At 40.2% G+C, this 14,717-nt stretch carries 11 protein-coding genes, 4 tRNA genes and 1 pseudogene; all 16 read right to left on the bottom strand.

Going from position 1 to position 14,717, the window contains the following annotated elements:
• Positions 1–6: 6 nt before the first annotated feature.
• Positions 7–474, bottom strand: a complete 468-nt coding sequence (gene rpsG, locus IFO69_RS15995) for a 30S ribosomal protein S7 (RefSeq protein WP_192011135.1) — start codon at positions 472–474, stop codon at positions 7–9.
• Between the two features lie 22 nt (positions 475–496).
• Complete coding sequence (rpsL, locus tag IFO69_RS15990) at positions 497–877, bottom strand: 30S ribosomal protein S12 (protein ID WP_186754486.1); 381 nt, start codon at positions 875–877, stop codon at positions 497–499.
• Positions 878–973: 96 nt separating this feature from the next.
• Positions 974–1,302: pseudogene (locus IFO69_RS15985) on the bottom strand (DUF3467 domain-containing protein).
• 63 nt (positions 1,303–1,365) lie between these two features.
• On the bottom strand, positions 1,366–5,679 hold the full coding sequence (gene rpoC, locus IFO69_RS15980; protein WP_192011134.1) for a DNA-directed RNA polymerase subunit beta': 4,314 nt from the start codon (positions 5,677–5,679) through the stop codon (positions 1,366–1,368).
• Between the two features lie 51 nt (positions 5,680–5,730).
• Entirely contained in the window at positions 5,731–9,606 is a 3,876-nt protein-coding gene (rpoB, locus tag IFO69_RS15975; RefSeq protein ID WP_192011133.1) for a DNA-directed RNA polymerase subunit beta, read from the bottom strand.
• Between the two features lie 153 nt (positions 9,607–9,759).
• Positions 9,760–10,137: a 50S ribosomal protein L7/L12 gene (gene rplL, locus IFO69_RS15970; protein WP_192011132.1), complete on the bottom strand. Its 378-nt coding sequence runs from the start codon at positions 10,135–10,137 to the stop codon at positions 9,760–9,762.
• 53 nt (positions 10,138–10,190) lie between these two features.
• Complete coding sequence (rplJ, locus tag IFO69_RS15965; RefSeq protein ID WP_192011131.1) at positions 10,191–10,727, bottom strand: 50S ribosomal protein L10; 537 nt, start codon at positions 10,725–10,727, stop codon at positions 10,191–10,193.
• Between the two features lie 2 nt (positions 10,728–10,729).
• A complete protein-coding gene (gene rplA / locus IFO69_RS15960; protein WP_192011130.1) occupies positions 10,730–11,428 on the bottom strand; it encodes a 50S ribosomal protein L1 in 699 nt (232 codons plus the stop codon).
• Positions 11,429–11,438: 10 nt separating this feature from the next.
• Positions 11,439–11,882: a 50S ribosomal protein L11 gene (rplK, locus tag IFO69_RS15955; protein ID WP_192011129.1), complete on the bottom strand. Its 444-nt coding sequence runs from the start codon at positions 11,880–11,882 to the stop codon at positions 11,439–11,441.
• A 3-nt stretch (positions 11,883–11,885) separates the two neighbouring features.
• Positions 11,886–12,443 carry a transcription termination/antitermination protein NusG gene (gene nusG, locus IFO69_RS15950; protein WP_186754470.1) on the bottom strand — a complete coding sequence of 186 codons (558 nt, stop codon included), beginning with the start codon at positions 12,441–12,443 and terminating at the stop codon, positions 11,886–11,888.
• An 18-nt stretch (positions 12,444–12,461) separates the two neighbouring features.
• Complete coding sequence (gene secE, locus IFO69_RS15945) at positions 12,462–12,650, bottom strand: preprotein translocase subunit SecE (protein WP_192011128.1); 189 nt, start codon at positions 12,648–12,650, stop codon at positions 12,462–12,464.
• An 18-nt stretch (positions 12,651–12,668) separates the two neighbouring features.
• Positions 12,669–12,739 (bottom strand) — tRNA-Trp (locus IFO69_RS15940).
• A gap of 112 nt (positions 12,740–12,851) precedes the next feature.
• Positions 12,852–14,039 (bottom strand): elongation factor Tu, encoded by a 1,188-nt coding sequence (gene tuf / locus IFO69_RS15935; protein WP_192011127.1) that lies wholly within the window; start codon positions 14,037–14,039, stop codon positions 12,852–12,854.
• A 60-nt stretch (positions 14,040–14,099) separates the two neighbouring features.
• Positions 14,100–14,171: transfer RNA gene (locus IFO69_RS15930), tRNA-Thr, on the bottom strand.
• A 36-nt stretch (positions 14,172–14,207) separates the two neighbouring features.
• A tRNA-Gly gene (locus IFO69_RS15925) sits at positions 14,208–14,280 on the bottom strand.
• A 214-nt stretch (positions 14,281–14,494) separates the two neighbouring features.
• Positions 14,495–14,577: transfer RNA gene (locus IFO69_RS15920), tRNA-Tyr, on the bottom strand.
• Between the last annotated feature and the right edge of the window lie 140 nt (positions 14,578–14,717).

Here is a 14,717-nt window from a genome sequence, read left to right as displayed (position 1 = left end):
CTTGTATTAAAATCTAAAATGTGAGAATGCTTTGTTGGCTTCTGCCATTCTGTGGGTATCGTCCTTCTTCTTAACAGCGGCACCTTCACCTTTAGAAGCAGCTATGATTTCACCAGCAAGTCTGTCCATCATAGTTTTTTCACCTCTTTTTCTGGCAAAAGTAATCATCCACTTAATACCTAGTGATGTTTTTCTTTCAGGTCTTACCTCCATCGGCACCTGGAAAGTAGCTCCCCCAACTCTACGACTCTTCACCTCTACAGATGGAGTAATATTGTTAAGCGCTTTCTTCCAAACCTCAAGACCATTCTCACCCAACTTCTCTTCTACTTTCTCAACAGCATCGTAGAAAATTCTGTAAGCAATACTCTTCTTCCCATCTACCATAAGACAGTTTACGAACTTGGTCACCAAAGTATCATTGAACTTCGGATCAGGAAGAATATATCTCTTTTTTGGTTTCGCTTTTCTCATTGTTCTGTTTGTTTTCTAATAATTATTTCTTGTCCTTAGGACGTTTCGCACCGTACTTGGAGCGACCTTGCTTACGGTCTTTTACTCCTGCAGTATCCAATGCACCACGGATGATGTGATAACGCACACCTGGAAGATCCTTCACACGACCACCTCTGATCAATACGATAGAGTGCTCTTGCAAATTGTGTCCTTCTCCTGGAATGTAAGCGTTCACTTCTTTTCCATTTGTCAATCTAACCCTGGCTACTTTTCTCATTGCCGAGTTAGGTTTCTTTGGTGTAGTCGTATACACCCTGGTACAAACACCCCTTCTTTGAGGACAAGCATCCAAAGCTCTTGACTTGGATTTTGACTCTAGGGTAGTTCTACCTTTTCTAACTAACTGTTGTATAGTAGGCATTAACTGAAAATTTATTTACTTCTTTAACATATGAAATTTGGACTGCAAAGGTAATCAAATAGGTAAAACAAACAAAATTAACAGGTTATATTTTAATTAAGCCTCTCCTAATGTCCCTCCAAAATTCATTGGGAACTCTGGTGTTTCCGTACCTGACTCGATTTTGCCAAATGCATTCTCGTATTTATCTATATTATCTTTCAAAGCAGACAATAACCTTTTCGCATGATCAGGAGTCATAATAATCCTTGATTTCACCTTGGCTTTTGGCACCCCAGGCATCAATCGAATGAAATCTATCACAAACTCAGAGTTGGAATGGGCAATCATTGCCAAATTAGAATAGATACCCTCTGCTACTTCCTCCGACAGTTCTACATTGATCTGCTGATTGCTTGGTCTTTTTCGTCTTTATTATCTTCCATTATTACTTCAATTAAAAAAGGCCTGTGTAAAAACAGGCCTTTTATATAAAGCTTAATTCAAAATCACTTTACGGCTTCTTTTGTCTTGCGCGCACCTTTTTCTTTTTCAGCAGAGGATAGTCTTTCATAATCCTCCTTGGAACCTACAATGATATCTTTGAAATATCTCTGCCCAGTACCAGCTGGAATCAAGTGACCTACAATCACATTTTCTTTCAAACCAAGCAACTCATCACGCTTACCTCTGATGGCTGCTTCACTCAATACCTTGGTAGTTTCCTGGAAGGAAGCTGCTGATATAAAGCTTTCGGTTCCCAAAGAAGAAGCAGTAATACCTTGAAGGGTTGGTTTAGAAACCGCTGTTTCAGCATCTCTCACCTGTACCAATTTCAAGTCTTTACGCTTCAAGCTTGAATTCTCATCTCTAAGTCTTCTAGCTGTGATAATCATTCCTGCCTTCAGGGTTGCAGAATCTCCTGGTTCCATGACAACTTTCTTATCGAGAATATTGTCATTTTCCTCACGGAAAGCCCACTTATCAACTACTTGACCTTGAAGGAATCCAGTGTCACCTGCATCAAGAATTTCAACTTTCTGCATCATTTGGCTTACAATAACCTCAATGTGCTTATCGTTGATTTTCACACCTTGTAGTCGGTATACTTCCTGAATCTCATTCACCAAATATTCCTGAACTGCCGTTGGACCTTTAATTGAAAGGATATCATTTGGTGTAATGGCTCCATCAGACAATGCCTCTCCAGCCCTGATAAAGTCATTCTCCTGAACCAAGATGTGCTTAGAAAGAGAAACCATGTAACGCTTCTTCACACCATCCTTAGATTCAATAAAGATCTCACGGTTACCACGTTTGATACCTCCATAGGTTACCACTCCATCAATTTCAGAAACTACTGCAGGGTTAGATGGGTTACGCGCCTCGAAAAGCTCCGTTACCCTTGGAAGACCACCGGTAATATCTCTTGTTTTACCTACAGAACGAGGGATTTTAACAAGAATTTGACCAGCTCTTACTTTGTCTCCTTCTTCAACCGCCAAGTGAGCTCCTACTGGGATGTTATATCCTTTGGTCTCTTCACCATAGTTTACAACTACAGCAGGGTTTTTGGTTTTATCTTTGGTATCGATAATTACTTTCTCTCTATAGCCAGTTTGGTCATCAGCTACTTCCTTATAAGTAATACCTTCTATAATCGAATCAAATGAAACTTCTCCATCAAATTCGGAAAGAATCACGGCATTATATGGATCCCAAGTACATAGTGAATCTCCTTTACCAATCTTTTGACCGTCTTTAACATTAAGTATCGCACCGTAGGGAACGTGATTTGACACCAAAGTCTTACCAGACTTAACGTCATTGATCTTGATCTCACCAGACCTTCCCATAACGATAGATACAGGATCTCCATCTTTGTTGGTAGAGTCAATCCACCTTAATTCTTCCTCAAACTCAACAACACCCTCAAACTTGGCATTGATACTAGCTTCTACGGAAATGTTTGAAGCTGTACCACCTACGTGGAACGTTCTCAATGTAAGCTGTGTACCTGGTTCACCGATTGATTGTGCAGCGATAACTCCTACAGATTCACCGTTTTGAACAATACTACCTGTAGTTAGGTTTCTACCATAGCATTTGGTACAAACTCCTCTTCTTGATTCACAAGTCAATACAGACCTGATCTCAACTTCCTCAACTGCAGATTCATCAACAATTTTGGCTAACTCATCAGTAATCTCTTGTCCAGATTGGATAATCACTTCTTCAGTAATAGGATCAATCACATCATGAACAGAAACCCTACCAACAATACGCTCAGAAAGTGGCTCTACAATCTCATCATTATCTTTTAAGGCTTGAACTACAAGACCTCTCAAGGTGCCACAGTCTTCTTCTGATACAATTACATCCTGAGCAACATCTACCAATCTTCTGGTCAAATAACCAGCATCGGCTGTTTTCAAGGCTGTATCGGCTAGACCTTTACGTGCACCGTGGGTAGAGATAAAGTACTCCAATACATCCAGCCCCTCTTTAAAGTTGGAAAGGATTGGGTTTTCAATGATCTCACCAACAGAACCTTGAAGGTTTTTCTGTGGCTTGGCCATCAATCCCCTCATACCACCTAACTGACGAATCTGTTCTCTCGAACCCCTTGCACCTGAGTGCATCATCATATAGATCGCATTGAATCCTTGCTTATCATCCTCCATCTGCTTCATCAAAATACTGGTCAGATTAGAGTTTGTTCTAGTCCAGATATCAATTACCTGGTTGTAACGCTCATTATCTGTAATCAGACCCATCAAATAGTTGTTCCATACTTGATCTACCTCATCTTTTGCTTTGGTGATCAATGGCTCCTTATCTTCAGGTATAATCACATCATTAAGTCCCATTGATAGACCACCTTGGTAGGCCATCTGGAATCCTAGATGTTTGATGTCATCCAAGAATTGGGCACTTCGAGCAATACCACATATTTTAACAACCTCAGCAATGATCTGCTGCAGTTTTTTCTTGGTCAACAATTCGTTTACATACCCAACTTCCTCAGGTACAAATTGGTTAAAGATCAATCTACCTGCAACGGTGTCAATGATCTTCTCAACTAGAGAACCATCTGCTTCCCTTACAGTTACTTTACACTTGATCAAGGCATGCTGAGAAATCACTCCTTCGTTCAAGGCAATCACAACATCTTCTTCACCATAGAAAGTCATACCTTCACCTGCTACAGGTAATTCTGGAGTAGACTTTCTGCCTTTGGTCACATAGTATAGACCCAAAACCATATCCTGAGAAGGTACAGTAATAGGAGCACCATTGGCAGGGTTAAGGATGTTATGAGAAGAAAGCATCAAGGTAGACGCCTCCAAAATCGCTTCATGTCCAAGTGGTACGTGAACAGCCATCTGGTCACCATCGAAATCGGCGTTGAATGCTGTACATACCAATGGGTGAAGCTGGATAGCTTTTCCTTCTATCAATTTAGGTTGGAAAGCCTGAATACCCAATCTGTGAAGTGTTGGAGCACGGTTTAGCAATACAGGGTGTCCTTTCAATACATTTTCAAGGATATCCCATACTACTGGGTCTTTTCTGTCTACAATCTTCTTGGCAGATTTTACTGTCTTAACAATACCTCTTTCGATCAGCTTTCTGATAATAAAAGGTTTGAAAAGTTCTGCTGCCATATTCTTAGGCAAACCACATTCGTGAAGTTTCAATTCAGGACCTACCACGATTACAGAACGACCAGAGTAATCCACACGCTTACCAAGCAAGTTTTGACGGAAACGTCCTTGCTTTCCTTTAAGCATATCAGATAATGACTTCAAGGCTCTGTTACCATCAGACCTTACAGCATTTACCTTTCTTGAGTTATCAAATAAGGAATCTACTGCCTCTTGAAGCATCCTCTTCTCATTTCGAAGGATTACTTCAGGAGCTTTGATATCGATCAATCTTTTCAGACGGTTATTTCTAATAATTACCCTTCTATAAAGATCGTTCAAATCAGAAGTGGCAAAACGTCCACCATCCAAAGGAACCAATGGCCTCAATTCCGGTGGAATCACAGGAACCATTCTTACCACCATCCACTCAGGACGGTTTTCAATTCTGGTTCTTGCATCTCTAAATGCTTCCACTACTTTCAAACGCTTCAAAGCTTCTGCTTTTCTTTGTTGAGAAGTATCGGTAGCAGCTTGGTGACGAAGGCTATAAGAAAGATCATCAAGATCTAGTCTTGACAACAACATTTCTATGGCTTCTGCACCCATTTTGGCGATGAACTTATTCGGGTCATCATCATCAAGCATTTGGTTTTCTTTTGGAAGTTTATCCATGATATCCAAATACTCGTCTTCTGTCAAGAAATCTAGGTACTGTAGGCCATCTTCAGCTTTGATACCCGCATTGATGACAGCATATCTTTCGTAGTATACAATTTGATCCAGCTTCTTGGTAGGAAGACCTAGCAAGTAACCAATTTTGTTAGGAAGAGATTTGAAGTACCAGATATGCGCCACAGGAACCACCAATTCGATGTGTCCCATTCTTTCTCTACGCACTTTCTTTTCAGTAACCTCTACCCCACATCTGTCACAAATGATACCTTTATATCTTATGCGCTTATACTTACCACAATGACATTCCCAGTCCTTAACAGGCCCGAAAATTCGCTCACAGAATAGACCGCCCATTTCAGGCTTATACGTTCTGTAATTGATGGTTTCAGGTTGGGTTACCTCACCATGAGAGCTATCCAGGATGGATTCCGGAGAAGCCAAACTAATAGTGACTCTGGAAAAGTCGTTGTTTAGTTTTTTGTTTTTTCTGAACGCCATAATATGTTTTGTGAGTATGTGAAGGGCCTTTCGGCCCAATTTGATCTAATTTTAGTCTAAAGTAATTTCAAGAGCCAAACCTCTCAATTCATGAACCAATACGTTGAATGATTCTGGAATATTAGGTTTAGGAAGGTTCTCTCCTTTTACAATAGACTCATACGCTTTAGCTCTACCGATCACGTCATCAGACTTGACAGTTAGAATCTCTTGAAGTACGTGTGACGCTCCGAATGCTTCCAGTGCCCAAACTTCCATCTCCCCAAAACGCTGACCACCAAACTGGGCTTTACCACCCAATGGTTGTTGCGTAATCAATGAGTATGGACCTATAGATCTGGCGTGCATCTTATCATCTACCAAGTGACCTAGCTTCAACATATAGGCTATACCTACTGTTACAGGCTGGTCAAACTTCTTACCAGAAAGACCGTCATAAAGGTAAGTTCTTCCGAAGGAAGGCAAACCTGCTTTATCCAACTCAGCAGCCACTTCTTCTGTAGTAGCTCCATCAAAGATCGGAGTAGCATATTTCTTACCTAATTTTTGTCCTGCCCATGCAAGAACAGTTTCAAAGATCTGACCGATATTCATACGTGAAGGTACCCCAAGTGGGTTAAGCACGATATCCATTGGTGTACCGTCTTCCAAGAAAGGCATGTCCTCATCACGAACAATCTTCGCCACAATACCTTTGTTACCGTGACGACCTGCCATCTTATCACCCACTTTCAGCTTACGCTTCTTAGCCACATAAACTTTAGCTAGTTGAACTATACCTGCTGGCAACTCATCACCAACTTCAAGAGTGAATTTATCTCTCTTGAACCTACCAGAAATTTCATTTCTAGTATTGGTGTAGTTTTTCACCAATTGTTGGATCAAACTGTTAGTATGCTCATCATCAGTCCAATCGTCCAAGATGATATCAGAAATAAGGTTCGCTTCTTCCGGAACATTGTAATTACTCTCATCTCTGTAAGGATTCTTAGCAGGGAACAAGTTATTCTCAATATTCTGATGGTTGAACTTCACTCCTTTACTGATGATTTCATCACCAAATTTATGTTTCACACCTTGCGAAGTTTTTCCTTCTACGATGCTCAATAATTTGTTGATCATCTTAGCTCTAACACCAAGAAGTTCTTTGGTGTATTTCTGCTTCAATTTTTCAACTTCAGCCTTCGCTTTTGCTCTAAGGTCTTTATCCTTCTTAGGTCTTGCAAATAGTTTGGTTTCTATAACCACACCATTCAAAGATGGAGAAGCTTTCAATGAAGCATCTTTTACATCACCTGCTTTATCTCCAAAGATCGCTCTCAATAGCTTTTCTTCAGGAGTTGGGTCTGTCTCTCCTTTTGGAGTGATCTTACCAATGATGATATCTCCTTCTTTAAGCTCAGCACCTATACGGATAATTCCGTTTTCGTCAAGGTTCTTAACAGCCTCTTCGGAAACGTTAGGAATCTCAGAAGTCAATTCTTCTTCGCCACGCTTGGTGTCCCTAACTTCAAGTTGGAATTCCTCAACGTGAATAGAAGTAAAGATATCCTCTCTTACTACCCTTTCAGAAATTACAATTGCATCCTCAAAGTTGTACCCTTGCCAAGGCATATAAGCCACCTTAAGGTTCTTTCCAAGAGCCAATTCACCTTCATTGGTGGAGTAACCTTCTACTAACACCTGACCTTTAGTAACCCTTTGTCCTTTCAGGACAAGAGGAGTCAAGTTAATGGTAGTATCCTGGTTAGTTCTTCTGAACTTGATCAAGTCGTATGACTTGTACTCATCGCTGAAGTTAACCAATAGCTCATCGTCGCTCAAATCGTATTTGATAACGATTTTCTTCGCATCCACAAAATCAACTACACCATCTGCCTCAGCAATGATCAATGATCTTGAGTCAACAGCTGCTTTTGCTTCTAGTCCAGTCCCCACAATTGGAGACTCAGCTTTCAACAAAGGAACAGCTTGACGTTGCATGTTGGATCCCATCAAAGCACGGTTGGCATCATCATGCTCCAAGAAAGGGATCAATGATGCAGCAACAGATACAATTTGGTTAGGAGCAACGTCCATATAGCTGATTTCTTTTGGTTCCAACACAGGGAAGTCACCTTCAAATCTAGCTTTTACACGGTCATTGACAAAAGTTCCGTCTGCTTCCAACGGAGCATTTGCCTGAGCGATATTATTGTTATCTTCTTCTTCTGCAGTTAGGAATACAATATCTTCAGATTCCATACCTGCTTTTCCTTCCTTCACTTTTCTATATGGCGTTTCAAGGAATCCCATAGAGTTTACCTTGGCATGCACACAAAGTGAAGAAATCAAACCAATGTTTGGTCCTTCAGGAGTTTCAATGGTACAAAGACGGCCATAGTGTGTATAGTGAACGTCACGAACCTCGAAACCGGCTCTTTCTCTTGATAGACCACCAGGTCCCAATGCAGAAAGCCTACGCTTGTGAGTAAGCTCAGCCAGTGGATTGGTTTGGTCCATAAATTGAGAAAGCTGGTTGGTACCAAAGAACGAGTTGATGACAGATGAAAGCGTTCTAGCGTTGATCAAATCAACAGGCTTAAAGTCTTCATTGTCCCTTACGTTCATACGCTCGCGAATAGTTCTGGCCATTCTCGCTAGACCTACACCGAACTGGCTATATAACTGCTCCCCAACGGTTCTAACCCTTCTATTGCTTAAGTGATCAATATCATCGACAACCGCTTTAGAGTTGATTAGTCCGATAAGGTATTTTACAATGTTTATAATATCTTCAGTAGTCAGAACTATTTTGTCTGAATCGATATCCAATCCAAGCTTTTTGTTAATTCTGTACCTACCTACTTCTCCTAAGTCATAACGTTTGTCAGAAAAGAACAAACCATGAATCACCTCTCTTGCAGTAGCTTCATCAGGTGCTTCAGTATTTCTTAACTGTCGATAAATTACCTCAACAGCTTCTTTTTCTGAGTTTGAGTTATCTTTTTGGAGGGTATTATAAATGATAGAATAGTCTGCAATATTTACATCATCTCTGTGGAGAATGATGCTTTTAGCACCAGAGTCCAAGATCAATTCAATATCTTCTTCAGAAAGGATAGAGTCTCTTTCAAGAAGGACTTCGTTTCTATCAATTGAAACTACTTCACCGGTATCTTCATCCACAAAATCCTCTACCCAGGTTCTTAGCACACGGGCAGCTAATTTTCTTCCCACTACCTTCTGTAGTTTTGCCTTGCTGGATTCTACCTCTTCGGATAAACCGAAAAGATCCAAAATAGCTTTATCAGAACCATAACCTATGGCTCTCAGCAATGTGGTTACCGGAAACTTTTTCTTCCTATCAATGTAAGCATACATTACATTGTTAATATCGGTAGCAAATTCTATCCAAGATCCTTTAAAAGGAATAATTCTGGCAGAATAAAGCTTGGTACCATTGGTATGCTTACTTTGAGCAAAGAAAACACCTGGCGAACGGTGCAACTGGGATACAATCACCCTTTCAGCTCCATTGATCACAAAAGAGCCTTTTTCGGTCATGTAGGGAAGGTTCCCTAAGAATACCTCCTGCTCAATTGTCTCAAAATCCTCATTGTCCTCATCAGAACACAACAAGCGAAGTTTTGCTTTCAACGGAACAGAGTAAGTCAATCCCCTGTCAATACATTCACCGACACTATATTTAGGCGGGTCTACTGTATAGTCAATAAATTCAAGAGTGAAATTTTCTCTGGAATCACTAATCGGAAAATTCTCAGAGAACACCTTGAAAAGCCCATCCTGTCTCCTCTTCTCAGCAGGAGTATCCAATTGGAAAAAATCTTTGAATGATTGCAACTGGATATCTAGGAAATCCGGATAGTCTTTGACTACCTTAATAGATGAGAAACTTTTCCTTTCGGTTTGATTCTGGATAGCCAAGGCAGTATATGTTTATAGTGATAATAAATAACTAAATGCGGCAATTTCCGCTTAGAATAGTGCAATTTCCTGACTGTGCACAAACAGGAAAAGACCTGACTTAAAAGTCAGGTCTAATCAATAACCATCACCTATTAGATGAGGTTATTCAAATTATTTAAGCTCTACTTCAGCACCAGCTTCCTCAAGTTGCTTCTTAAGTGCTTCAGCTTCGTCTTTTGCAATACCTTCTTTGATAGCCTTAGGAGCGCCGTCTACTACTTCTTTAGCTTCCTTAAGACCAAGGCCGGTCAATTCTTTAACCAATTTAACTACTGCCAACTTCTGTCCACCAGCAGCTTTCAAGATCACGTCGAAAGAAGATTTTTCTTCTTCACCAGCACCTTCACCAGCACCACCAGCTACCATTACTGGAGCAGCTGCGGCAGCAGGTTCGATACCATACTCGTCCTTCAATATTGCGGCTAATTCACTAACCTCTTTAACAGTCAAGTTAACTAACTGCTCAGCGAATGCTTTAAGATCTGCCATTGTATTATTATTTAAAATTAACTGATTTTTTTACTTAATTGATTTGAATGATATTATGATTCTCTTTCAGAAAGAGTTTTAACAAGTCCAGCCAAAGTATCCTGACCGCTCTTAAGCGCAGAGATAACATTCTTGGCAGGAGACTGAAGCAATCCAATAACTTCGCCCAATAGTTCTTCTTTGGACTTCAAAGATGACAACATTTCCAAATTGGATTCACCAATAAAAACGTCGCTATCAATTGAAGCTCCTTTGAAAACTGGTCTAGTTTCTTTTGATCCAGCCTTTTTTCTGTATTCTTTAAGAATCTTAGCAGGTAGGTTCGCAGTTTCAGTTGCAAACAAAACACCTGAAAATCCTTTAAGTGTACCTTCTAGTTCTGTATAATCTGTGTCAAGATTCTCTAGAGCTTTCTTGATAAAAGTGTTTTTGTAAACACGATATTCAATGCCCTTCTCAAAACACATTCTTCTGAAAGCGTTTACCTGAGCAACATTGAAACCTGATGCATCTGTGATATAGAAATGCGGAGTTTCTTTAAACTTCTCGGTAAGACTTTCGATTATTGATTTTTTTTCCTCTCTAGTCATAATTAAATACCTTGAATACTCCCCTTATCAATTGCAATACCAGGAGACATTGTGCTAGATAAATGTATACTCTTAAAGTAAGTACCTTTAGAAGAAGCAGGCTTCAACTTAGAGATAGTATTGATAAGTTCTTGTGCGTTTTCAAGAATCTTTTCAGGATCGAAAGACACTTTACCTACACTTGCATGTACGATACCGAATTTATCTACTTTAAAGTCGATTTTACCTCCTTTAACTTCTTTTACTGCCTTACCTACTTCTAGGGTAACAGTACCAGATTTTGGATTAGGCATCAAGCCCCTTGGACCCAATACTCTACCTAATCTACCTACTTTAGCCATTACGTTGGGCATAGTGATGATGACATCAATGTCAGTCCATCCACCCTCGATCTTGGCAATATAGTCATCTAAGCCAACATAGTCAGCTCCAGCTTCCTTAGCTTCTTCTTCTTTGTCAGGAGTACAAAGTACAAGTACTTTTACGTCTTTTCCTGTTCCGTGAGGCAAAGCCACCACACCTCTTACCATCTGATCAGCTTTTCTAGGGTCAACACCCAATCGGATATCAACATCTACAGAAGCGTCAAATTTAGTATTGGTGATTTCTTTGACAATCGAAGAAGCCTCAGTAAGGGAGTACTGCTGGCTTGGGTCGTACTTAGAAAGAGCTTCTTTTTGCTTTTTTGTTAACTTAGCCATTGTTTTATATTTATTCCTCCCAAGGAGCTTTTCCTGAAACTGTGATTCCCATACTTCTTGCCGTACCTGCAACCATTTTCATTGCAGATTCTACCTTAAAGGCATTCAAGTCAGGCATTTTCACCTCAGCAATTTCTTTAACTTGATCCCAGGTAACAGAGCCAACTTTCTTTCTGTTTGGTTCTGGTGAACCACCTTTTAATTTCGCCGCCTCTAACAACATATTTGCTGCTGGAGGAGTTTTTACTACGAAATCAAAAGACTTGTCCGAATAAATCGTAACAAGGACAGGGACAACTTGACCCATTTTGTCCTGAGTTCTAGCATTGAACTGCTTACAGAACTCCATGATGTTCAAACCCTTTGAACCAAGGGCCGGACCAACCGGAGGAGATGGATTTGCCTGGCCACCTTTAACCTGTAATTTCAGATAACCAGTAATTTCCTTAGCCATTTCCTAGTCTTGTTTTTCTACTTGCATAAAGTTTAATTCGACAGGCGTGTTCCGACCGAAAATCTTAACCATAACATTAAGTTTTTTCTTGTCTTCAAACACCTCTTCTATTGTTCCCGAGAAACCACTGAAAGGACCGTCCATTACTTTAACGCTCTCTCCAACTATATATGGCGTATCCAATTTCTCAGCAAATTCATCAATCCCTTCAACCCTACCTAAGATACGGTTGACTTCAGATTGTCGTAATGGTTCAGGAGTTTTGGAAGCTCCTCCTGCATTTGCTCCAAGAAACCCGATAACACCCGGGATACTCGTAATTACGTGATTGGCTTCACCATGGGACAAATCCGCATTAACCAAAACATAGCCAGGAAAGAAGTTTCTTTCTCTGACTCTCTTTTTGCCATTGCGCATTTCATATACTTTTTCAGAAGGTATCAAAACCTCAGGAATAAAATCCTCCAGCTTTTGACGAGCAATTTCATTGTCCAAATAGGATTTGGCCTTTTTTTCTTGCCCAGCCACCACTCTGAGTACATACCATTTATGTTCTGCCATCAGTAATTTTTGATTCTATTAGAATAAATCATAAAACCATTTCATGACGTTCTCGAAGCTCAGGTTAATCAAGCCAATAACTACAGCAAATATTAAAGAGGCAACAAGAACCAACACAGCGTTGCTTTGCAACGAAGAATACTTAGGCCATGTAACCTTATTCTTCATTTCGTCTATCGACTCTACAACAAAGTTTTTTACATTCATGGTTTACAATTTTAATTGCACGGGCAGAGAGATTCGAACTCCCATCAACGGTTTTGGAGACCGCTATTCTGCCATTGAACTATGCCCGTGTGTTTATTTACCTTCCAAAAGGAATGCAAAAGTAGGTATTATTCTATAAAGAAACAAATGCGACTCTGAAAATTTCAGAATCGCATTTGAATTTATATCTTGATATTAATATTAGTCAAGAATTTCAGTTACCTGTCCGGCACCTACAGTTCTACCACCTTCACGGATAGCGAAACGTAGACCTTTCTCAAGTGCAATTGGGTTGATCAAAGTAACCTCCATTGTAACGTTATCACCTGGCATAACCATTTCAACGTTTTCAGGAAGTTTGATCTCTCCAGTTACGTCAGTTGTTCTTAAGTAGAACTGAGGACGATACTTGTTAAAGAATGGAGTGTGACGTCCACCTTCTTCTTTTGAAAGAACGTAAACTTCAGCATTGAAGTGAGCGTGAGGGGTTACAGATCCAGGCTTACAGATAATCATACCTCTCTTGATCTGAGACTTTTCAATACCTCTTAGCAATAGACCAACGTTATCACCAGCTTCACCTCTATCCAAAATCTTACGGAACATCTCAACACCAGTAACGGTAGACTTAAGACCTTCAGCACCCATACCGATGATATCTACAGGGTCACCAGAGTTAATTACACCTCTTTCAATTCTACCAGTAGCTACAGTACCACGACCAGTGATCGAGAATACGTCTTCTACAGGCATCAAGAAATCTTTGTCAACAAGACGCTCAGGAAGTGGAATATAGCTATCAACTGCATCCATCAACTCCATTACTTTCTCTTCCCACTGAGGCTCACCATTAAGTGCACCAAGAGCAGAACCAGAAATAACTGGAATATTGTCTCCGTCGAAGTCATAGAAAGAAAGCAATTCTCTTACTTCCATATCTACAAGCTCAAGAAGCTCAGCATCATCTACTAAGTCAACTTTATTCAAAAATACTACTAGAGCTGGTACACCTACCTGACGAGCAAGAAGGATGTGCTCTCTAGTCTGAGGCATTGGTCCGTCAGTGGCAGCAACTACTAGAATAGCACCGTCCATCTGCGCAGCACCAGTCACCATGTTTTTCACGTAATCGGCGTGACCAGGACAATCTACGTGAGCGTAGTGTCTTGACTCAGTTTGATACTCTACGTGAGAAGTGTTAATGGTGATACCTCTTTCTTTCTCTTCTGGAGCGTTATCGATAGATGAGAAATCTCTTAATTCAGAAAGACCCTTTCTGGCCAATACAGTAGTAATGGCAGCTGTCAAGGTAGTCTTACCATGATCGACGTGACCAATAGTACCGATATTTACGTGCGGTTTGGAACGGTCAAAGGTTGCTTTTGCCATGCGTGAAAATCCTCTGTTTAGTTAATGATATGAATTAGTTAAATTTTTCTAATGTCACTGAGCCAACGACGGGATTTGAACCCGTGACCTCTTCCTTACCAAGGAAGCACTCTACCCCTGAGCTACGTCGGCTGATAACATTTATTATCTATGCCATAAATAGCATAGAGCGGGAGACGAGGCTCGAACCCGCGACCTGCAGCTTGGAAGGCTGCCGCTCTACCAACTGAGCTACTCCCGCTTATTACTCTAATGCTTTTATCTACGCTATCAAACACTTTAAAAGTGCTCTTTGTAATCCTTTCAGTAATAACTGATTGGACCGAATATACATACCAAAATCTTTCTAAAGAATATCAACTCTTGACAATAATTTCAATCGTCGTGTTCCTTTTTGAAGAACTTTTGCTGTATAGTTCCCACAAATTTAGTAAAAACTGTGGAAATATAAAGTGTGGGGGAAACAGGATTCGAACCTGTGAAGACATAAGTCAACGGATTTACAGTCCGTCCCAGTTGGCCGCTTTGGTATTCCCCCTTTTCAATATTTCAAATCCTTAAGACCTTTTCTGAACTCTTTTGTTCTTTTTTGTTTGTCTTAACGGATGGCAAAATTATACCCTTTTCTGAAACATTCAAAATATTGAACAAAAATTACACAAGTTTTTTACACCTTTT

It is taken from the genome of Echinicola arenosa (genome assembly GCF_014841125.1).
Taxonomy (GTDB): Bacteria; Bacteroidota; Bacteroidia; order Cytophagales; family Cyclobacteriaceae; genus Echinicola; species Echinicola arenosa.
Note: the sequence above shows the minus strand (reverse complement) of the source record. Positions and strands in the feature narration are given on the sequence as shown.